Origin of the sequence: Actinopolymorpha singaporensis, assembly GCF_900104745.1 — a bacterium.
Lineage (GTDB): Bacteria > Actinomycetota > Actinomycetes > Propionibacteriales > Actinopolymorphaceae > Actinopolymorpha > Actinopolymorpha singaporensis.
Window position 1 is genome coordinate 2,919,532 of the sequence record NZ_LT629732.1, and the last position, 20,067, is coordinate 2,939,598.

Below are 20,067 nucleotides of genomic sequence, written 5' to 3' on the forward strand. Positions count from 1 at the left end.
ACGAGCCGGATACTGCGTCCGAGCCGACGTGATCGGATCAGGCTAGGCTCCCTCCAGTGATCGAACGACCGCGTGGGGGCGCTGTGGACGAGGAGCACGGCCTGCGGCAACGACTCGACGCGTTCAGGATGCTGCATCGGGTCAGCCGGGAGCTCAGCTCGGCCCGCGACCTGTCGGCGACCCTGCAGTTCCTGGTGGACAGCGTGGTGAGCAGCCTCGGGTTCGGGGTGGCCGCCATCAACGTCGTCCACGGCGACAGCCTGCGGGTGGCGGCGGTGGCCGGCCCGCCCGACGTCCGCGCCGCGCTGGAGGGTCAGAGCGGCCCGCGCGACGCGTGGGAGGACCTGCTCGCCTCGGCCGTGCCGTGGGGCACCCTGCGGTTCGTCCCGCACGGCGTCGAGGTGCCGTCGGAGGTGCCGGTGTGGGTCTCCGACGAGGGCGGCGCGGCGGAGACGCCCGGTGCGTGGCACCCTGAGGACGCCCTGGTCGCCCCGCTGTACGCCCCGGACGGCGAGCTGGTCGGCGTCCTCAGCGTCGACCTGCCGCTGGACGGCCGGGTACCCGGCGAGCTGCAGCGGGAGCTGCTGGAGATGTTCGCCGCCCAGGCCGCCGTCGCCGTCGACAACGCCCGGCTGCACTCCGAGGTCCTGTCCACGATGGAGCGGCTGGAGCAGGAGCACCGGGCGCTGCAGGCCAGCGAGGAGAGCTTCCGGCAGGTCTTCGAGAGCGCACCGAGCGGGATGGCCGTGGTCAGCCTGGCCGCCGCGGACGAGGGAGAGCTGCGCCGGGTGAACGCCGCGCTGTGCCACATGCTCGACTACTCCGACCAGGAGCTGCGCAGGCGCGGGCTGGCCGAGGTCACCCATCCGAAGGACCGGCACCTGTGGTCGAACGCCCGCCGGACCTACCGCGGCGACCTGCGAATGGTGCGGCGCGACGGCCGGGTGGTGTGGGTGTCCACCAACTGTTCGGTGGTGGTCGACGCCACCGGCGTACCCGACTTCAAGCTCGTCCACCTTGAGGACGTCAGCGAGCGCCACGACCGTGAGGAGCAGCTGGCCCACCTCGCCGCCCACGACCCGCTGACCGGGTTGTCCAACCGTGTCGAGCTGCGGTCCCGGCTGCACCAGCTGGTCGCCGAGCGTCGCGACGTGTGCGTGCTGTTCTGCGACATCGACCGGTTCAAGCACATCAACGACCAGTACGGCCACGAGGTCGGTGACGTGGTGCTGGTCGAGGTGGCGAGGCGGCTGCGGGCACTGGTCCGCAAGCACGACGTGGTGGCGCGGATCGGCGGTGACGAGTTCGTCCTCGCCCTGCGCGACACGACCGAGGAGGAAGCGACCGTTCTCGCCCGCCGGCTGGCCGCCGACGTCCGCCGCCCGGTCCGGTTCGGGCAGCGCGAGGTCCAGGTCGCGGTCAGCATCGGGCTCGGCGCGTCCACAGCCGGGGCGGACAGCGTGGACGAGTTGCTGCGTACGGCCGACCAGGCGATGTACCGCGTGAAGCTGCTGCACACCTATGGCGGCGTGGACGCGCCCGGCACCGACTCCATCCAGGCTGTCGATGGCGACGCTCCGGACGGCGACGCTCCCGACGGCGACGGTCCGGCCGGCCACGAAGGCGCGGCTGTCCACGAGGGCGCGTCCGCCCGCGACGGCTCGGTCGCTCACGAGCCCGGTTCCGTGGTCGTCGGCGAGCACGACACCTCGTTGGTCCAGGCGCCAGCCGCACCAGCCGCACTCGCAGAGACCGCCGTGCCCGCGGACCAGCAGGTACCCGCCGCGGGCAAGGTCGTCGCGTTGGGTGGCCCCATGCACCGAGGCGGTGCGGGCAGCCCGCAGACGGTGGCTCCCGCGGCGGGCCCGGCGGTGGACTCCATGGATGATCTTCGACCTCGACCCAGTGCGGGTGCCTCGCTGCGGCAGTGAGATCGTTTCGGCGGTGATGGGACATACGCACGCCGTCTGTGGGATGGCCGTCGGTGCCGTGGCTCTGCCGCTGGTACCCCACGACCGGATGGCCGGTCAGCTCGCCTGGGTCGCCTGCTGCGGCGGCATGGCACTTCTTCCGGACCTGGACCACCACTCATCGACCGTGACCCGGATGTGGGGTCCGCTGTCCCGCGCCCTGGGTGTCGTCGTCTGCTGGCTCGGCCGCGGACATCGCGGCGGGACCCACGACTTCGTCGTCGCACCGCTGTTCTGGGCGCTGCTGGTCTTCCTGGCCGGGCTGAACCAGTGGACTCTGATGGCCGTACTCGCCCTCGCCGTCGGGTTGGCGCTGCGGGCGTGCCACTTCGTGATTCCCGGCCAGTACGAGAAGTCCTGGCCGATCAACCTGCTGGTCTCCGCCGGTGCCGGCTGGTGGCTGGTCCGCAACGGCGCGGCTGCCGACGCGAGTTGGCTGCCGTTCGCCGCGATGGTGGGTGTGCTGGTGCACATCGGTGCGGACGCGCTCACCGTCGGGTCGATTCCCAAGCCGTTCAGCTGGCTGGACGGGCGGCCCAACCGGATGGGGAGCGGCCCGCTGACCACGGGTCGGTGGTACGAACACGTGCTCGCGCTGGCGATGGTGGTGGTGACGTTCGCCGGGTTGTACGCCCACGTCCCGCGCGTCACCGCGCTCGTGGACCGCATCAGCGGTTCGGTCGCCACAACGATCGGCGCGGCCGGCCCGGTTGGAACTCGGGCGGCCGCGCCGGAAGTTTGGTGAGCCGAACTAAGGGCCCGGCTCGAAGATGATGCTAGCCCCATCGGGGCCTTACGTCGATGGGTAGTCGGCGACTTGCCGACAACCCGCGCGACCGGCGAGAGACCGCCCACCGTCAGGCGACGACGAGCTCGACACCGGCGTCGGTGCACTGCCGGGCGAGGTCGTCGTGGTGCCGGTCGGTGACGATCGCGTCGACCCGGTCCAGGTCGCAGACCTTGCGGAAGTCGTGCGCGCCGACCTTCGTGTGGTCCATCGCCACGATCACCCGGCGGGCCTGGTCCATCACCGCGTTCTTCAGCTCGGCCTCGGCGACGTCGGACACGGTGAACCCGGCCGTGGACAGCCCGGTCACCCCGATGAACGCGGTGTTGACGGTGAACTGCCGTACCGCCTCCAGGGCCAGCGGGCCGACGAAGCAGCCGCCGAGCGTGCGGTACTGCCCGCCGAGCACGGTGTGCCGGACGGTGGGTACGTCGGCCAGCACCTGCGCCACGCCGACGGCGTTGGTGAGCACGTTCACCTGCCGCGGGTGACGGCCCTCAGCGGGCTCGCCCCGACCGCCGGCCGGCCCGGTGAGCGCGAGCCGCAGTTCCTCGGTGAGTGCCAGGATCGTCGTCCCGCTGTCGAGGTAGACGGCGTCGCCGTCGGCGATCCGGGCCAGGCACGCCTTCGCGATGGCCCGCTTGCCCTCGACGTTGTGCCGGGCCCGGGTGGCCAGCTCGGGGTCGTACGTCGGGCGGACAGCGAGCGCACCGCCGTGCGTACGCCGCAGCAGGTGCTGGCGGTCCAGGTCGGCGATGTCCTTGCGGACGGTGGGCTCGGCGACCCCGAGTAGGTCGGCGAGCTCGGCCACCCGCACCCGGCCGCGGGACTCGACCAGCTCGAGGATGTGGGTACGGCGTTCCTCGGTGAACGCCCTGCTGCCGGGCCCGGTCATCGTGCAGGCTCGTGGGCGCGCAGGAAATCACGTACCCGCGGCACGTCGTCCTCGGTGGCGTCCTGAACGATGACCGGCACCCGGCGGGGGAGCGCCGCGTGCAGCGCGAGCACGAGGTCGTAGTCGAGCAGCCCTGTGCCCGCGGCCGCGTAGCCCGAGGTCACCACGTCCTTGGCGTGCAGGCCCACGACCGAGTCGCCGAGCGTGTCGAATGCCGCGGTGAGAATGCGTTTCTGGTGACCTGCGGTGGCCGGGTCCAGGAGGTTCGCCGGGTCGAGGACGATGCCGACGAGGTGGGCGTCGGAGCCGAGCTCGGTCAGCAGCCGCCGGGCCCGGGCGGCGTCGGTGACGACGTTGCCGGGTTCGGGTTCCACGCCGAGCCGGACGCCGGCCCCCTCCGCGGCGGGCAGCAGGACGTCGAGCGTCTCGCGCAGGTCCTGCCAGGCCGCCGGCTCGTCGTTGCCCGGGTGCCGGCGCCAGATGTCGTCCGGGTCGCGGGTGCCCGTGCACAGGGTCACGACCTCGGCGCCGAGCCGGGCGGCGTACGGGATGAACGCGGCCGCGGCGGCCGTCTGGCGCCGCCGGGTGGAGAGGTCGGGATGGATCGTGTTGTACGTCGCGGACACGCCCCAGATCCGTACGCCCGCGGCGGCGAAGTCGGCCGCGACCCGCGCGTAGTCGAGCGGGCCGTCGGGATGGCCTGCGCCGGTCGGCGGGTAGGGGATGGTCGGCCGGCCGAAGGCGGAGAGGTTCAGCTGGGTCGTGGTGAAGCCGTGCGCGGCGACGGCCGCGGCGACCTCGGCCGCGGTCGGCCGGGGGAAGGTACGCGCGAAGATGCCCAGCTCGGCAGGATCGTGTACGGCATCGCGCGCGGGGGTGGTCACGGTGTCACTCACGGGGCGACCTCCTTGCCGTCGGCGGCGGCGCTGTCCCGGACCGCCTCGATCAGCCGCAGGGCGGTCACGCCGTCCGCGCCGGAGGGGTTGGCCGGTTCGTCCGCCGCGATCGCCGCGGCGAACGCCTCCAGCTGCAGCTGGTACGGATCGGCGGCGCCGAACACGGGGCTACGGGTCTCGCCGTCGCGTTCCAGGTGCACCCGCACGGTGCTGGCCTGGCGGAAGAACGGGAACGTCGACCGGATGCTGACCTGGCCGTACTCGCCGTGGATGTCCATGCCTTCGGCGTAGTCCGCGTGGATGTCGGCAGTGATCTCGAACGACGCCAGCCCGCCGCCGGGCAGCCGTCCGGTCCCGTGCCAGCTGCAGTCGCGCCCGTGACCGGCGAACTGCGCCCGCACCGTGGACGGGACCCCGACGAGGTTGGCGAGGGCGTCGAAGACGTGCGCGCCGTGGGTGTTCAGCAGGTAGTGCGCCCGGTCGGCCTTGAACCCCGCCTCGGTCCGGCGAACGTCCTCGTCCACCACCATGGCGGGGAACAGCGCCGCCTCCGTCGGAGGACGCAACCGGGACTGGATGCGGTACCAGCTGCTGACGCTGAGCAGGGTGCCGAGCCGCGGCACGGCCGCGCGCGCGTACGCGATCCCCGGGTCGTGCCGCCGCATCGCACCGACCTGCAGCTTGAGGCCCTTCGCGTCCGCCAGGTCGGCGAGCTCCGCCGCCTGGGTACTCGTGGCCGCCGCGGGCTTCTCCACCAGGACGTGCGCGCCGGCGTTCAGGGCGGCGGTGACCACGGGGTGGTGGAACCGGTCGGGAACGGCGACCAGCACCGCGTCCGGGCGCGTCGCGCGGAGCAGATCCTCGACGGTGGCGAAGGCGGGAACGTCGTACTTCGCCGCCACTCCCTGCGCCAGTCGCGAGCTGGTGTCGCCGACGCCGACCAGCGTGAGCGCTCCGGTCTTTGCGATCGCGGGCAGGTGGACGGCCTGGCTGATCCGGCCGCAGCCGATCACCCCGAGCCGCAAGGCGGGAGCGGGCGTGGCTCCGGATTCGGGCGAAGGCGGCGGCGTGGGTGGAGGCGGCGGAGCGGCGGGACTCGTCATCCGGGTACCCTTCGTTTCGGGTCGCTTCGGTCAGTTTCGGTTTCCGACCTGAACCGAGTCTAAGCGAAAAGTCGTGCAGTCGGCGACCCGGCCGTCCGAGGTGAAACCGAACCTCTTCCCTCACCGAAGGAGACCTCCGTGGAGGCCTACGTATCGCTCTGGTCCGCCGACCTGCTCGACCTCCGGGCCGCCGTCGACGGGCTCGCCGAGGTCGCCGACGGGTTCCACTTGGACGTGTTCGACGGGCACGCCGTGCCGGACCTGCTCTTCGGCCCCGACCTGGTGGCCGCGCTGCGCGCCCGCACCGACGCGCTGCTGGACGTCCACCTGATGGTCGCCCACCCCGACGACTGGATCGACCGGTTCGCCGACGCGGGTGCGGAGCTGATCACCGTGCACGCCGGCGCCTGCCCCGACGTTCGTACGACCCTGCGGACCATCCGGTCCCGCGGCGTGCGGGCCGGGCTCGGCCTGGAGACGCACGAAGCCACCGGTCACGCCGTCGCGCACTTCGACGACGCCGACCGGGTCCTGGTGATGGGGACCGTGGTGGGGGTGAAGGGATGCGAGCAGGACCCGGCGACGGCGGCCCGGGTCGAGGACCTGGTCGCGGCCCGTTCGGACGGCGGCACCCGTTCGGGTTCGATCCCGCGGATCGTGGTGGACGGCGGCATCCGTACTCACACAGCCCCGGCCCTGGCCCGGGCCGGTGCCGACGGGGTGGTGCCCGGCTCCCTGGTGTTCGGCGCCGACGACCCGGTGGCGGCGGTGCGGTGGCTGCACGACCTACCGGCCGGCGATGGTGCCGGGACCGGTGGTCCGTCCGGTGACACGAAATATTCACCCTCGGCGGGGGATGTGCCGTCGATCGGGTAGAGGAACTCTCGGCCGAAGTCCACGGGTGTGCCGTGGTTTCTCGAAGAGAGGTGCACGATGGGGTCCAGGTCCCGGATGAAGGACATGCGCGGCGTTCGCCGTCCGCGTCGCGCCCTGAAGGCGATGGGCATGGTGGCCGGTCTGATCTGCGTTGCTGCCGCCACCGCGGCGATGGCCCGCCGCTCGAAGCACTGAACCCGGCGAGCCGCCGACCCACCGGATCCGCCTCGGCGCGCCGGGCCGAGCGGGTCCGGTGATCGGCCGGCGATCCGGTCGGCCGACGCGCGACTGCGTGAATCGCCGATGGCGGCAGTCGCCGACATGTGAGCATTCGACTGGACGTCGCCGGTGGTGTCGGACAATCTGATCACGAACGATCAGCAGATCGGCGCAATCAAAAGATCGGCAGCGATCACCAGAGACCAGCGGGCCAGGCTCGTCCGGGCCCGCTTCGCCATGTCCGGCCCCCGCGCCCGCCAGGAGGATTCGCTCGATGCGTACGCCCGTTCCTTCCCATGACGACCACTCCGACGCCGGCAGCGAGCACGAGACCCCACCGGTACTCGTCGTCGCCCACCGCGGCGCGTCGGGAGTGGCACCGGAGAACACCGTCGCGGCGATCCGGGCGGCCGCACGGGAGGGCGCGGACTTCGTCGAGGTGGACGTGGTGCTCACCCGGGACGGCGTGCCGGTCCTGTTCCACGACAACACGCTGGTACGCACGACCGACGTCACCACGGTCTTCCCCGACCGGGCGCCGTGGCAGCCCGGCGACTTCACCCTCGCCGAGCTACGCCAACTCGACGCGGGCTCGTGGTTCGCCGACAGCTTCGCCGGTGAACGCATCCCGACCCTCGCCGAGGCGCTCACGGCTCTCGACGAGTACGGCATGGGCCTGTGGGCCGAACTCAAGGGCGCCAACCGGCATCCGGACTTCGTGCCGGCGGTCACCGAGGTGCTCCGCACCACTCCTGGCGGCTGGCTGACCGCACCCGACCGGCACCGGCGGTTCGTCGCCACGTCGTTCTACTTCGACCCGCTGGCGAAGTTCGCCGCCGAGATCGACCACGCGGTTCCGCTGGGCGGCATCGTCGAGTCGGTGCCCGACGACGACACCCTGCGCCAGGTCGGCGGTTGGATGGACTTCTTCATCCCGAACTTCCGGCGGCTGCGTCCCGGTGACCTGGTGCGCATCCGGGCGGCCGGAATGAGGCCGGCGTTCTGGTGCCCGAACCACCCGGCGGCGGTGGCCTCGCTGGCAGCGCAGGGGGCGACCGCGGTGATCCAGAACTACCCCGGGCCGGCCCGGGCGGTGCTCGACGGCCGGCCGGCGTTCCCGGCGCAGACGGTGGTCGTCGAACGCGTGGAGGACGGCCCCGCCGATGGTGCTGGGGACACCGCCGACAGCGGCCGGTACGCCGTCCTGCGCAACCTGACCGGCGAGCCGGTGGATCTCGGTGGATGGTTCGTACGCGACGACCCGGGTGTGCGGCTGCCGATCGCGCCAGGCGTGACGATCCCGGCGCGCGGAATCCTCGAGGTGCACGCCGGGCCCGGCCCCGACAGTGGCCGTGACAGTGAGAGCGACGGTGGCGGTGACGGTGCGCGCGGGGGTCAGCAGGACGGGCGGCCGGGCGGAACTGCCCGCTACTTCGCCGAGCCGTCCGGGGCCGGTTTCGCCCGCGGCCGCAACAGCGTGGCCCTCCACCGACCCGACGGGGTGGTGGTCGACGTCGCGGCCGACGATCCGACCGCGTAAGGTATCCCCGGCTGCCGAGGGAGATCGAAGCCCGGCGGGCCGGTGACCTTTGTTGCCGGTTGCGCTGCGTGCGGTCTGAGCAGGATGTGACCGAGAGGTCGTGTCATGCCCGGATCGGGCGACTCGCACCAAGGACACCGCTTCGGCGGTATCCCGGTGTCGAGGGGGTTCGGGACTCTTGTATTCTCGGTTGTCGCTCGCCCCAATAGCTCAGTCGGTAGAGCGTCTCCATGGTAAGGAGAAGGTCTACGGTTCGATTCCGTATTGGGGCTCTGCGGCCGGAGCCGCCCACTCGGGCGGCCAACCGGTCCGGCGGCGGTGTAGCTCAGACGGTAGAGCAAGCGGCTCATAATCGCTGTGTCGCCGGTTCGAGTCCGGCCACCGCTACGACCGCGGCCAGCCGGTGGGAGACCACCGGCGTGGCCGTTCTCGCATGACTGCGTACCATTGCAGGACCGACTGTCCCGACGGATCACAAGAGGCATCCCGTGGCTAGCAAGAGTTCCGACGTCCGCCCCAAGATCACCTTGGCGTGCACTGAGTGCCGGGAGCGCAACTACATCACGCGCAAGAACCGTCGTAACGACCCCGACCGGCTCGAGATCAAGAAGTTCTGCCCGCGCTGCCGGACCCACCGGGCGCACCGCGAGACTCGATAGGTTCTCGACGCTCCGCGTCGAAGGGGCCGCCCCACCCAACTGGTGGGAGCGGCCCTTTTCGCGTGCCCGGAGTGAATCCGGAGTGTGTCCGGAGTGAACCGGGGGCCGCCGGGACACCCGGCCGGGCGAGCGGGCTCCGGCCGCTCGGCTCCGGTACGGTCGCGTACATGCCCGTCGACTCCACGCTGGTCGGCCGAACCTACGCGACGAAGACGCCGTACGAAGTCGGCCGCGAGAAGATCCGCGAGTTCGCCGATGCCGTCGGTGACCCCAGTCCCGTCTACCGCGACCCGGACGCTGCCCGCGCGCTCGGCCACCCCGACGTGGTGGCCCCACCCACGTTCCCGATCGTGGTGGCGTTCCAGCTGCTGAACGAACTGTTCGCCGACCCGACCACCGGGCTCGCGTTGCACCGGGTCGTGCACGCCGACCAGAAGTTCGCCGCGGACCGGCCCATCCACCCCGGTGACGAACTGGTGGCCACGCTCACGATCGAGAGCGTGCGTCAGGTCGCCGGCACCGACCTGATCCTCACCCGCACCGACATCCAGACCGCCGACGGCACGCCTGTCTGTACCGCGCGAGCGAGCGTGGTCCACCGCGAGGAGGCCGCATGAACGCCGAACGCCCGCAGACCGGCGAACCGCGTGCCCTCGGCGGCGTTCCGGCGTACGACGAGGTGGAGAAGGGCACCGAGCTGCCCTCGGTCACCATCCGGGTGCGCCGTGAGGACCTCGTCCGCTACGCCGGTGCCTCCGGAGACTTCAACCGCATCCACTGGAACGCCCGGGTGGCCCGCGAGGTCGGCCTGCCCGACGTGATCGCGCACGGCATGCTCACCATGGGCGCCGGCGCCCGGGTGCTCACCGAGTGGGCGGTCGACCCGGCCCGGGTGGTGGAGTACTCCGTCCGGTTCACCCGCCCGGTGACGGTTCCCGACGACGACGAGGGAGTGGCGGTGACGTTCGGCGGGAAGGTGGCCGACAAGCTGCCCGACCGCGTGGTGCGGGTCGACCTCACCGCTGTCGCGGGCGGCGAGAAGGTCTTCGGCGCTGCCCGAGCCATGGTCCGGCTGGACTGACCGTGCCCGACCATCTCTCCACTCCCGGCCGTCGGGCAGTGCCCGAACGCACCAACGTCCCGATCGCCGAGCTCACCACGCTTCGTCTCGGCGGCCCGGCCAAGCGGCTGGTCGAGGTCGACGACGAGGCCGCCCTGCTCGACGTGGTGCGCGGCGCCGACGCAGCCGGCGAACCGCTGCTGGTCCTCGGTGGCGGCAGCAACGTCGTGGTCGCCGACGAGGGATTCCCCGGGACTGTCCTGCACGTGTGCACCCGAGGTGTGCGAGTGGAGTCGCAGGACGGCTGCGGCGGTGCCGTCGTACGGGTCGCCGCGGGGGAGAACTGGGATGCCCTGGTCGCCCGCGCCGTCGCCGAGGGCTGGGTGGGTGTCGAGGCACTGTCGGGGATCCCCGGGCTGGTCGGCGCCGCGCCGATCCAGAACGTCGGCGCCTACGGCCAGGAAGTGGCCCAGACCCTCGCGCAGGTGCGGGTGTGGGACCGGGAGGACTCGGCCGTGCGGACGTTCGCCGCGGACGAGTGCGGCTTGGGCTACCGCACCAGCAGGTTCAAGCGCTCACCTCTGCGGTACGTCGTACTCGAGGTGATGTTCCAGTTCCGGCTGGGGGAGCTTGGCGCGACGGTGCAGTACGCCGAACTCGCCCGCACCCTCGGGGTCGAACTCGGCGCGCGGGCACCGTCCGCCGAGGTCCGGGCGGCGGTGCTCCGGCTGCGGGCGGGCAAGGGAATGGTGCTCGACGCCGCCGACCACGACACCTGGAGCGCCGGGTCGTTCTTCACCAACCCGGTGATCCCGGCGGAGGCGGCGGCCGGGCTGCCCGCGAAGGCGCCCCGCTGGCCGGCCGGCGACGGACTGGTCAAGACCAGTGCCGCCTGGCTGATCGAGCACGCCGGGTTCGGCAAGGGATACGGCACCGGACCGGCCCGCCTGTCGAGCAAGCACACGCTCGCGCTCACCAACACCGGCGGCGCCGCCACCGCGGACCTGCTGGCACTGGCCCGGGAGATCCGGGCCGGCGTCCTGGCACGGTTCGGTGTCGACCTCGTGAACGAGCCCGTCCTGGTCGGCTGCGAACTGTAGACCCGCTGACGGCCCCCCGGGTCACAGGCCGAGGGCAGCCCGCAGGTCCGGCCGGCGCAACTGGTCCGCGCACCAGGCGAAGTGGCCGTCGCCGCCCGTCGGGTCGTAGGCGTTCGCACCGACGATCGCGTAGCAGGCGCGGTAGAGGTGCAGCAGCGGCGGCGGGTAGCCGAACCTCGCGACGATCCGCCCGCTCAGCGTCTGGTCGATCTCCCGTGCCTTGGGGCCGTACATGTCGAAGAACCCCGCGGCCAGACTGGCGTCGAACGCCGGGTCGCCGGCCGTGGTCAGGAAGGCCCAGTCCAAGACGGCGGTCACCCGCAGGTCGCAGCCCTCGCTCTCCTGCTCGACCAGGATGTTCGGCGGGCACAGGTCGCCGTGGACGACCGCGGCCTCGCCGTCCGGCAGAGCCCGTAGGCCCGCCCGGACCCGCTCCAGCAGGGCGTCGAACCCCGGCACCGCCGACCGCAGCACGTCGCCGTACGCCTCGGCCCGGCGGTCGACCAGCGCGCGCAGCGCGGTCGGCCAGGACGAGCCCGCGTCGCGGTAGAACGCGTCCTCCTCGGCCATCACCGGCAACGCCCGGGCCGACGGCCCGCCCTTGGTCTCGCGCAGGGCCTCGAGTACGTCGACGAAAGTACGCAGCGCAGCTTCGGTCGGGCCGTTGGCGGAGACGAACTCCGACAGCGGCCGGCCGTGCAGCCGGCGTTCGATCGTGACCGGCGTACCGTCGGCGGCACGGACGGCGTGGATGCACGGCGTGGCGAACGGCAGGCCGGCGGCGTCCAGGTCGGCGTAGAAGTCCCGCAGCCGGTGCAGCGTCGCGGGCGAGTGACGGAACCACACCTTCGCCACCGTGTCGTCGTCCACGGCGTAGACGACCCCGTCCATTCCGGCGCCGAGGGGCTGCCCTACCGGGAGGCCGAGCGCCTCCAACCGGTCCTCCCACCGCTGCGGACCGTTCGCGGCGGACGTGGACGCGCCGCCCGCCCGGATCCGCTCGTGCTCGGGCGGCTGCGCCACCTTCGCCGGCTCTTCCGCCTCTGCCGGCTCGGCCAGCCAGCGGTCGACCCCGTCCAGCAGCCGGTCCCGCACCGACGAAGGCGCCGTGGAGGCACGCACCGACATCCGCGCCAGTTCGGCGAGTTCGGCGTCGGTGAAGCCGAGCCCTCTGGCCAGTTCGTACTGCCCGACCAGCCGTACCCCGAACAACAGCGGGTCGTCGGCGCCCAGCGCGATCCGCGCCCCGGCGTCGAACAGCTTGCGCAACGGCACGACCTCAGGCTCGGGGTAGACGCCCAGCGCGACGTTGGACGCCGGGCAGACCTCCAGCGGCACCCCGGCCTCGGCCACCCGGTCCAGCAGGGCGGGATCCTCCACGGTGCGCACGCCGTGGCCGACCCGGGTCGCGCCGAGCAGGTCCAGGCAGCCGCGCACGCTGTCCGGGCCGCACAGTTCGCCGCCGTGCGGCATCGAGCCGAGCCCTGCCGCGGTCGCGATGGAGAACGCCCGGGCGAACTCCTCCGGCCGCCCCCGGCGCTCGTCGTTGGACAGCCCGAACCCGACCACGCCGTGCCCGGCGTACTGCGTGGCCAGCCGGGCGAGGGTGCGCGCGTCCAGCGGATGCCGGGTCCGGTTGGCGGCGATCACCAGCCCGACGCCCACGCCGGTCCGGTCGGCGGCCTGGCGTACGGCGTCCAGGACGAGCTCGGTGAACGCGGTGATACCGCCGAACCGGCTCGCATAGCCGGAGGGGTCGACCTGGATCTCCAGCCAGCCCGACCCTTCGCGCGCCTCGTCCTCGACGGTCTCCCGCACCAGCCGGCGTACGTCGTCGGCGGTGACCAGCACCGACCGGGCGATGTCGTACAGCCGCTGGAAGCGGAACCAGCCCTTCTCGTCGGTGGCCAGCAGGTGCGGCGGCCACTCGTCCCGCAGGGCCTCGGGCAGGTGGAGGCCGTGCTGCCCGGCCAGCTCGACCAGCGTCTCGTGGCGCATCGACCCGGTGAAGTGCAGGTGCAGATGCGCCTTCGGCAGCGTGTCGAGCGGGCGCACCTCGGGCCGGGCTCCGTTCACCTCAGCTCTGCGCCTCGGACAGCAGCTTCTGGATCCGGGTGACGCCCTCCACCAGGTCGTCGTCGCCGAGGGCGTACGAGAACCGCAGGTAGCCCGGCGTGCCGAACGCCTCGCCCGGGACGGCCGCGACCTCGACCTCCTCCAGGATGAGCTCGGCCAGCTCGGCGGAGGTGGCCGGCCGGCGGCCGCGGATCAGCTTGCCCAGTGCGCCCTTCACCGACGGGTAGGCGTAGAACGCGCCCTTCGGCGTGGGGCAGGTGAATCCGGGCACGTCCGACAGCAGTTCGACGATCGTGCGCCGGCGCCGGTCGAACGCCTCCCGCATCGTCGCGGCCGCGGACAGGTCACCGGAGACTGCGGCCAGCGCGGCCCGCTGGGCGACGTTGCTGACGTTGCCGGTGGCGTGGGACTGCAGGTTGGTGCCGGCCTTCACCACGTCGGTGGGGCCGATCAGCCAGCCGACCCGCCAGCCGGTCATGGCGTACGTCTTGGCGACGCCGTTGACCACGATGCACCGGTCGGCGAGCTCGGGCACCAGCACCGGCAGCGACGCGGACTTCACGCCGTCGTAGGTGAGGTGCTCGTAGATCTCGTCGGTGATCACCCACAGGCCGTTGTCGGCGGCCCACTGGCCGATCTCGCGCAGCCGCTCCACGGGGTAGACCGCCCCGCTGGGGTTGGACGGCGAGCACATCAGCAGGACCTTGGTCCGCGGGGTGCGGGCGGCTTCCAGCTGCTCGACCGTGACGAGGTAGTCCTGGGTCTCGTCGGCGAGCACCGGGACCGTCACGCCGCCGGCCAGCCCGATCGACTCGGGGTACGTCGTCCAGTACGGCGCGGGGAGCAGTACCTCGTCGCCCGGGTCCAGCAGGAGCGCGAACGCCTCGTAGACCGCCTGCTTGCCGCCGTTGGTGACGAGTACCTGGGCCGGCGTCACCTCGTAGCCGGAGTCGCGCTCGGTCTTCGCGGCGATCGCCTTGCGCAGCTCGGGCAGCCCACCGGCCGGGGTGTAGCGGTGGTTGCGCGGGTCGCGGCAGGCCTGCGCGGCCGCGTCGACGATGTAGTCGGGGGTGGGGAAGTCGGGCTCGCCGGCGCCGAAGCCGATCACGGGTCGCCCGGCCGCCTTCAGCGCCTTCGCCTTCCCGTCGACCGCCAACGTGGCCGATTCGGCGATGGCGGCGACCCGGGCGGCGATCCTTGCCCGGTCGCTCGCGGGTGCTGCGAGGGACTCGTCTACGGCCGGCGTGGGCGGGCCGCTCTCAGGGCTGGTCATGACAGTTATCGTGGCACCTCGCGTGCGTGCGAGCGGTGGCGGGGCGAGAGTGTCGGCGAGTCGGCGGCGGTACAAACCGCCCGGGTCGGTTCGACCTTCCGCGCCGTGACCCCGTACACTCTTCCATCGGTGGTCTGAGGACCTCTCCGAAGCGTGCCCGGGCGACTCGGTCCCGAGCGCGCCACGTGGAGGCTTTCCGATCTCCGTAGGGCAGTGGCTCAATTGGTAGAGCACCGGTCTCCAAAACCGGCGGTTGGGGGTTCGAGTCCCTCCTGCCCTGCAGGCCTCGGCCGGCCGGCCGAAGTCGCGCGCGTCGCCCCCGGCGGACGATGCGTGGGTGGTAGCACTAACGGGGACGTTCGTTCGTTCCTCATGTAGTGCGACCTCCCAGCCCGGACGGAGTGTCCGGCCGGGCCAGAGGACCGGTGAGGACGAAAGTGACGGAGACCCGCGGATCCACCGCGACCCCGGAGCGTGCTCGCCCGGACAAGAAGGGCGAAAGCGGCGGGAGTCACGCCGCGCGCGTCGGCCTGTTCTACCGCCAGGTGGTGGCTGAGCTTCGCAAGGTCATCTGGCCCACCCGTGACCAGTTGACGACCTACTGGTCGGTGGTGCTGGTCTTCGTGCTCGTGGTGATCGCGATCGTCTCGCTGCTCGACCTGGGCATCGGCCAGCTGATGTTCAAGATCTTCGGCTGACGGCGCGGACGCCACCCTGGAGCCCCGCAACACCGCCGGACGATCAAGAAATCGCTGAAGAAGACGGAGTACCAAGAGTGTCCGACCTCGACGACGAGATCCGCGACCTGCAGCGCGCGGATTCGGAGCAGGCAGCTGCCGCCGCCGACGCCTCGGCCGGCCAGCCTGCCGACGAGGCCTCCGCCGACTCCGAGCAGCCCAGCCCCGAGACCAGCCCCGGGACCAGCTCAGAGACCAGCTCCGGGATCGGTTCCGAAACCACCCCCGAGGCGGGCGCCGAAGAGTCCGGCGACGCCGCGGCCGAGGAGTCCGACGAGGACGCCGAGCCCACCGCGGAGGACGCCCTGGCGGAGTTCCAGGCGGCCCTGCGGTCCAAGCCCGGCGACTGGTTCGTGATCCACACCTATTCGGGCATGGAGAACCGCGTCAAGACCAACCTCGAGAACCGCATCCAGTCCCTCAACATGGAGGACTACATCTACGAGGTGGTCGTCCCCCAGGAGGAGCGCGCGGAGATCAAGAACGGCCAGCGGCGAATGGTGCGTCGCACCGTGCTCCCCGGCTACGTGCTGGTCCGGATGGACCTCACCGACGAGTCGTGGGCAGCCGTCCGGCACACTCCTTCGGTGACCGGCTTCGTCGGCCACGCTCACCAGCCGGTGCCGCTCGGCCTCGACGAGGTTGAGAAGATGCTGGCCCCGGCGGTCGAGGAGACCAAGGAGCCCGACAAGAAGAAGAAGGCCGAGGTCGTCGACTTCGCCGTGGGCGACTCGGTCATGGTGGTCGACGGACCGTTCGCGACACTGCACGCGACGATCACAGAGCTCAACCCCGACGCACAGAGGGTGAAGGCCCTCGTCGAGATCTTCGGCCGGGAGACCCCGGTGGAGCTGTCCTTCACGCAGATCCAGAAGGTCTGACGGCCCCGGCCGGACTCTCGCCCCTTTCACCACCCAAGAGGACCCGAACACCATGCCTCCGAAGAAGAAGATCGCCTCCGTACTCAAGCTCCAGCTGCAGGCTGGCGCCGCAACCCCCGCCCCGCCGGTGGGTACGGTGCTCGGCCCGACCGGCATCAACATCATGGAGTTCACGAAGGCCTACAACGCCGCGACGGAGTCCCAGCGGGGCAACGTCATCCCCGCCGAGATCACGATCTACGAGGACCGGACGTTCACCTTCGTCACCCGGACCCCTCCGGCCGTGGAGCTGATCAAGAAGGCGATCAGCCTCGACAAGGGTTCCGCGACGCCGCACACCGCGAAGGTCGGCACCATCTCGCGCGCCCAGGTGCGGGAGATCGCCGAGACGAAGATGCCCGACCTGAACTCCAACGACATCGAGGCCGCGATGAAGGTCGTCGAGGGCACCGCGCGGTCGATGGGCGTCACGGTCTCCGAGTAGCCCGTACGCCTCCGTACGCACGTACAACCGGCCGGACTCCGGTCCGGCGTCCTGGTGGGAGGGCCCGCGCTGGCCCGCACCACGACTCCACCATCCGACTCCAGGAGTGTTCATGAAGCGCAGCAAGTCCTACCGCGCGGCGGCCGAGAAGGTCGACCAGGCCGTCCTGCACGACCCGCGCGAGGCGGTGGCCCTGGCCAAGCAGAACGCCGGCAAGAAGTTCGACGAGACCGTGGACGTCGCGATGCGTCTCGGCGTCGACCCCCGCAAGGCCGATCAGATGGTGCGCGGCACCGTCAACCTTCCGCACGGCACCGGCAAGACCGCTCGGGTCCTGGTCTTCGCCACCGGACAGAAGGCTGAGGACGCCACCGCCGCCGGCGCCGACTACGTGGGCTCCGACGACCTGATCGAGCGGATCCAGGGCGGTTGGCTCGACTTCGACGCCGTTGTCGCCACGCCGGACCTGATGGGCAAGGTCGGCCGGCTCGGCCGGGTGCTCGGCCCGCGCGGTCTGATGCCGAACCCGAAGACGGGCACCGTCACCCCCGACGTCACCAAGGCCGTGACCGACATCAAGGGCGGAAAGATCGAGTTCCGCGTCGACCGGCACGCCAACCTGCACTTCATCATCGGCAAGGCGTCCTTCAGCGAGGACCAGCTCGCGGAGAACTACGGCGCCGCCCTCGACGAGGTGCTCCGGCTGAAGCCGTCGGCTTCGAAGGGCCGCTACATCCGCAAGGTCACGCTGTCGACCACGATGGGCCCGGGCGTTCCGGTCGACCCGGCCAAGACCGTCTCGACCGCTGAGGCCTCGGCCTGACGCGATCCCGTCCAGGACGCCCTCGCACCTCTCGGTGCGGGGGCGTTCTGCCTTTTCGGTGGTTCTCCGTACGCCGGATGCCTGGTCGTCCGGCGAGCGGAAGTCGTCGCCGTGCCTGGGCAACGCCCGGTGACATTTGTGCGTCGGGCCATCGTCGACGCTTCCGGGCGCTGATCACTCGCTGTTAGGATATGAGCGCTTTGTCGCGGACGGGTGGCGAGGCGACGGGCACACACGGGGGTACGCGTGCGCTTCACAGCTGGACTGGCCAACAGACGATCGACGACCAGGGCGGTCGCGGTCGTCGCCGGTGTCGTTCTCGGGTTGTCGGCGTCGGCGTGCGGCGGGGACTCTCCGCAGCCGGCGACGATGGACACTCCGACCGCGAAGTCCACCCCCACGAAGTCGGCCACACCGACCCCGACTCCGAGCCCGTCGGCCAGCCCGACCAAGCCCGGCAGGATCGAGACGTTCGGTCCGGCGCCCACCGGACCGGAGGCCGCAGCGGTGAGGGCGTTCGTGACGAGGTACGTCACTACGGTCAACAAGGCGATCGAGAACGGCGATGTCTCCACGCTTCGCCCGATGTACACCAGCGGATGCCTTGACTGCGTACAGCTCGCCGCCAGCATCAGGTCCACCTACAGCGGTGGCGGGAAGTTCAGCGGCGGCCTCTACACGCAGAACCACGTCGAGGTGTTCTCCAAGTCCGGCGGGACCTACATGGTTCGCGTACGGTCACTGTCCACCGCCTGGAAGCAGTACAACTCCGCCGGCACGGTGATCAACCAGGGGCCCGCGGAACGAGTCACCTACACCTACGGCGTGCAGGAGATCAGCGGCAACTGGCAGTTGACAGCCGGGGGGAAGTCGCAATGAGGGCAACGAGGAGAGTCATCGGCATCGCGCTGGGCGGTTTTCTCCTGACGGCCTTCGGGCTGGTGGCGCCAGAGGCGTTCGCCGACATCCCGCGCGGGGACGTCGGCTGGCAGTACAGCGAGTCGGGCAGGGGCTACTACCAGCCGCCCAGGGGAACGCCCGCGCCCTCGCAGCCACCCGGTCCGAACGACTGGGTGCAGGAGGTCCTGATCAACCAGCCGGCGTGGGACTGCCAGGGCGCCGGGATCGGCGACTGCGACCCGCTGGCCATCTGGTGCAACCCTGACCTGTCACCGGATCCGCGTGAGCCGATCTACGTCCGTTCGGTCGTCCGCTATCAGTGGAAGGATCGCGGCGACCGCGCCAAGTGGCACGGGACGGCAGAGTGCTACCCCACGCCGGAGTGGGTCCCGATCGAGCAGCTCAGCTACGACTTCAAGTACGAGATCCAACGGAACCTGCCCAGGCCGAAGATCTCTCTGCACCCGGCTCCCAGGACGTTGGTCAACCTGCCGACGATCGTGTCGGTCGACGACCCGGGAACGCAGACCTTCGACATCACGGTGCCACCGTCGCAGGGACGCCACTTCGAGTTGCACGGGCAGATCACCGCCACTCCGGACTACACCTGGACCTTCTCCGACGCCAACGGAGGCGCCCACACCGTCAAGGGTGCAGGCCGGGAGTTCGACGGCACGCTTCCGGACGGCCACCCGGGCTACTACGTGACGAACACCTTCGGCGCCGCCGGTGAGGGCAAGGTCCACCTGCAGGTGCGTTGGACGGGAACGGTCGTCGTGGACTCCGTCCCACCGCAGCCGATCGTGCCGGTCACCTTCGACGTCGACGCCAACGTGCAGGTGGTCGAGTCCCACCCGGTTCTCAGACGATAACCGGGGGCGATTTGGTGGCTGGGGGAGCCGTCCCGTATTCTGGCGGCTGCCGAAGACCGCTGGTTGCCTCCCTCCGGGGTGGCTGAAGGTCCCGCACGTCGGGCGGCCCGCGCAGGCGTCACGTGGCAACGAAGTCAAGATCGGGTTTCCGGGTCGCGGTCCACCGCGAGCGGAGTCCTGGCCCTCGAGTTCGTGTTCGCCCCGTACGCGTGCGTACGGGGCTTTTCGCATTCTGCGGGTTTCCTCCCGGGCCGCGGTCGCAGGCCACCCCGAGGAAGGAGATCCATGGCGAAGCCGGACAAGGCAACCGCCGTCGCAGAGCTCACGGACCAGTTCCGCGACTCTGCCGGAGCGGTCCTGACCGAGTATCGCGGACTCACCGTGAAGCAGCTGCAGGAACTGCGGCGCTCCATCGGTGACAACGCCAACTACGCCGTGGTGAAGAACACGCTGACCAGGATCGCGGCGAAGGAGGCGGGAGTCGAGATCGCCGACGAGCTTCTCGTCGGCCCCTCGGCCATCGCGTTCATCAGCGGCGACCCGGTCGAGGTCGCCAAGGGTCTGCGTGACTTCGCCAAGGCCAACCCCAATCTCGTCATCAAGGGCGGCGTGCTCGAGGGCCGGTCCCTCGCCGTCGACGAGATCACCAAGCTCGCTGACCTCGAGTCCCGCGAGGTCCTGCTCGCGAAGCTCGCGGGCGCGATGCTGGCGTCGCTTTCGGGCGCCGCCTCGCTGTTCCAGGCCCCGCTGTCGCAGGCCGCCCGGCTCGCCGAGGCGCTGCGTCAGAAGGTCGAGGAGGAGGGCCCGGCCGCTGGCGCTGCCGACACCACCTCCGAGGCCGACGCCGAGGCCGCACCGGAAGCCAGCTCCGACGCGTCGGACGCCGGCGAGTCCAGCGAGTCCTGACCTGACCAGG

General features: G+C 71.3%; 21 protein-coding genes and 3 tRNA genes. 19 read left to right on the forward strand and 5 right to left on the reverse strand.

Annotated elements, in window-relative coordinates:
- Nucleotides 1-56 precede the first annotated feature (56 nt).
- The gene (locus tag BLU27_RS13260; RefSeq protein ID WP_157728516.1) at nucleotides 57-1,931 is read left to right on the forward strand and encodes a diguanylate cyclase domain-containing protein; all 1,875 of its coding nucleotides are present in this window, start codon (nucleotides 57-59) and stop codon (nucleotides 1,929-1,931) included.
- 16 nt (nucleotides 1,932-1,947) lie between these two features.
- A complete protein-coding gene (locus BLU27_RS29030; protein ID WP_277869295.1) occupies nucleotides 1,948-2,715 on the forward strand; it encodes a metal-dependent hydrolase in 768 nt (255 codons plus the stop codon).
- A gap of 112 nt (nucleotides 2,716-2,827) precedes the next feature.
- Here BLU27_RS29030 and BLU27_RS13270 read toward each other — a convergent pair whose 3' ends face one another.
- The 3 genes from BLU27_RS13270 to BLU27_RS13280 are packed head-to-tail and all read right to left on the reverse strand — an operon-like array spanning nucleotide 2,828 to nucleotide 5,651.
- Nucleotides 2,828-3,652, reverse strand: coding sequence for a DeoR/GlpR family DNA-binding transcription regulator (locus BLU27_RS13270; protein ID WP_092653736.1), 825 nt, complete (start codon nucleotides 3,650-3,652; stop codon nucleotides 2,828-2,830).
- Nucleotides 3,649-4,548, reverse strand: a complete 900-nt coding sequence (locus BLU27_RS13275) for a sugar phosphate isomerase/epimerase family protein (RefSeq protein ID WP_092653738.1) — start codon at nucleotides 4,546-4,548, stop codon at nucleotides 3,649-3,651. The genes BLU27_RS13270 and BLU27_RS13275 overlap by 4 nt, the downstream gene beginning before the upstream one ends.
- Nucleotides 4,545-5,651, reverse strand: coding sequence for a Gfo/Idh/MocA family protein (locus BLU27_RS13280; protein WP_092653740.1), 1,107 nt, complete (start codon nucleotides 5,649-5,651; stop codon nucleotides 4,545-4,547). The genes BLU27_RS13275 and BLU27_RS13280 overlap by 4 nt, the downstream gene beginning before the upstream one ends.
- A 138-nt stretch (nucleotides 5,652-5,789) precedes the next feature.
- Between BLU27_RS13280 and BLU27_RS13285 the strand changes: the two genes are divergently transcribed.
- The 9 genes from BLU27_RS13285 (at nucleotide 5,790) to BLU27_RS13320 (ending at nucleotide 11,105) form a co-directional block, all read left to right on the forward strand.
- Nucleotides 5,790-6,527, forward strand: a complete 738-nt coding sequence (locus BLU27_RS13285; RefSeq protein ID WP_092653742.1) for a ribulose-phosphate 3-epimerase — start codon at nucleotides 5,790-5,792, stop codon at nucleotides 6,525-6,527.
- Between the two features lie 57 nt (nucleotides 6,528-6,584).
- Nucleotides 6,585-6,722, forward strand: coding sequence for a hypothetical protein (locus BLU27_RS29035; protein ID WP_157728518.1), 138 nt, complete (start codon nucleotides 6,585-6,587; stop codon nucleotides 6,720-6,722).
- A 298-nt stretch (nucleotides 6,723-7,020) separates the two neighbouring features.
- Nucleotides 7,021-8,286, forward strand: a complete 1,266-nt coding sequence (locus tag BLU27_RS13290) for a glycerophosphodiester phosphodiesterase family protein (protein ID WP_092653744.1) — start codon at nucleotides 7,021-7,023, stop codon at nucleotides 8,284-8,286.
- Between the two features lie 199 nt (nucleotides 8,287-8,485).
- Nucleotides 8,486-8,558, forward strand: a tRNA-Thr gene (locus BLU27_RS13295).
- A 42-nt stretch (nucleotides 8,559-8,600) separates the two neighbouring features.
- A tRNA-Met gene (locus BLU27_RS13300) sits at nucleotides 8,601-8,673 on the forward strand.
- A 101-nt stretch (nucleotides 8,674-8,774) separates the two neighbouring features.
- Nucleotides 8,775-8,945: a 50S ribosomal protein L33 gene (rpmG, locus tag BLU27_RS13305; RefSeq protein WP_092653746.1), complete on the forward strand. Its 171-nt coding sequence runs from the start codon at nucleotides 8,775-8,777 to the stop codon at nucleotides 8,943-8,945.
- A gap of 167 nt (nucleotides 8,946-9,112) precedes the next feature.
- Nucleotides 9,113-9,562 carry an FAS1-like dehydratase domain-containing protein gene (locus tag BLU27_RS13310; protein WP_092657646.1) on the forward strand — a complete coding sequence of 150 codons (450 nt, stop codon included), beginning with the start codon at nucleotides 9,113-9,115 and terminating at the stop codon, nucleotides 9,560-9,562.
- Nucleotides 9,559-10,026, forward strand: coding sequence for a MaoC family dehydratase (locus tag BLU27_RS13315; RefSeq protein WP_092653748.1), 468 nt, complete (start codon nucleotides 9,559-9,561; stop codon nucleotides 10,024-10,026). Before BLU27_RS13310 ends, BLU27_RS13315 begins: the two co-directional genes overlap by 4 nt.
- A 2-nt stretch (nucleotides 10,027-10,028) precedes the next feature.
- Nucleotides 10,029-11,105 carry a UDP-N-acetylmuramate dehydrogenase gene (locus tag BLU27_RS13320; protein ID WP_241827949.1) on the forward strand — a complete coding sequence of 359 codons (1,077 nt, stop codon included), beginning with the start codon at nucleotides 10,029-10,031 and terminating at the stop codon, nucleotides 11,103-11,105.
- A 21-nt stretch (nucleotides 11,106-11,126) separates the two neighbouring features.
- Here BLU27_RS13320 and BLU27_RS13325 read toward each other — a convergent pair whose 3' ends face one another.
- Both BLU27_RS13325 and BLU27_RS13330 read right to left on the reverse strand, forming a co-directional pair.
- Complete coding sequence (locus BLU27_RS13325; RefSeq protein WP_092653752.1) at nucleotides 11,127-13,181, reverse strand: adenosine deaminase; 2,055 nt, start codon at nucleotides 13,179-13,181, stop codon at nucleotides 11,127-11,129.
- A 1-nt stretch (nucleotide 13,182) separates the two neighbouring features.
- Nucleotides 13,183-14,454, reverse strand: a complete 1,272-nt coding sequence (locus BLU27_RS13330; protein ID WP_092653754.1) for a pyridoxal phosphate-dependent aminotransferase — start codon at nucleotides 14,452-14,454, stop codon at nucleotides 13,183-13,185.
- Nucleotides 14,455-14,661: 207 nt separating this feature from the next.
- Here BLU27_RS13330 and BLU27_RS13335 point away from each other — a divergent pair.
- The 8 genes from BLU27_RS13335 to rplJ all read left to right on the forward strand — a co-directional run bounded on the left by BLU27_RS13335 (nucleotide 14,662) and on the right by rplJ (nucleotide 20,057).
- Nucleotides 14,662-14,734: transfer RNA gene (locus BLU27_RS13335), tRNA-Trp, on the forward strand.
- Nucleotides 14,735-14,891: 157 nt separating this feature from the next.
- Nucleotides 14,892-15,152 carry a preprotein translocase subunit SecE gene (gene secE, locus BLU27_RS13340; RefSeq protein WP_092653756.1) on the forward strand — a complete coding sequence of 87 codons (261 nt, stop codon included), beginning with the start codon at nucleotides 14,892-14,894 and terminating at the stop codon, nucleotides 15,150-15,152.
- A gap of 77 nt (nucleotides 15,153-15,229) precedes the next feature.
- Entirely contained in the window at nucleotides 15,230-16,072 is an 843-nt protein-coding gene (nusG, locus tag BLU27_RS13345; protein ID WP_092653758.1) for a transcription termination/antitermination protein NusG, read from the forward strand.
- A gap of 52 nt (nucleotides 16,073-16,124) precedes the next feature.
- Complete coding sequence (gene rplK, locus BLU27_RS13350; RefSeq protein ID WP_092653760.1) at nucleotides 16,125-16,556, forward strand: 50S ribosomal protein L11; 432 nt, start codon at nucleotides 16,125-16,127, stop codon at nucleotides 16,554-16,556.
- Nucleotides 16,557-16,668: 112 nt separating this feature from the next.
- Nucleotides 16,669-17,379 (forward strand): 50S ribosomal protein L1, encoded by a 711-nt coding sequence (rplA, locus tag BLU27_RS13355; protein ID WP_092653762.1) that lies wholly within the window; start codon nucleotides 16,669-16,671, stop codon nucleotides 17,377-17,379.
- 246 nt (nucleotides 17,380-17,625) lie between these two features.
- Nucleotides 17,626-18,258 carry a hypothetical protein gene (locus tag BLU27_RS13360; RefSeq protein WP_092653764.1) on the forward strand — a complete coding sequence of 211 codons (633 nt, stop codon included), beginning with the start codon at nucleotides 17,626-17,628 and terminating at the stop codon, nucleotides 18,256-18,258.
- Nucleotides 18,255-19,151 carry a hypothetical protein gene (locus BLU27_RS13365; RefSeq protein ID WP_092653766.1) on the forward strand — a complete coding sequence of 299 codons (897 nt, stop codon included), beginning with the start codon at nucleotides 18,255-18,257 and terminating at the stop codon, nucleotides 19,149-19,151. The genes BLU27_RS13360 and BLU27_RS13365 overlap by 4 nt, the downstream gene beginning before the upstream one ends.
- Before the next feature lie 285 nt (nucleotides 19,152-19,436).
- Nucleotides 19,437-20,057, forward strand: a complete 621-nt coding sequence (rplJ, locus tag BLU27_RS13370) for a 50S ribosomal protein L10 (protein WP_092653768.1) — start codon at nucleotides 19,437-19,439, stop codon at nucleotides 20,055-20,057.
- Nucleotides 20,058-20,067: the final 10 nt, after the last annotated feature.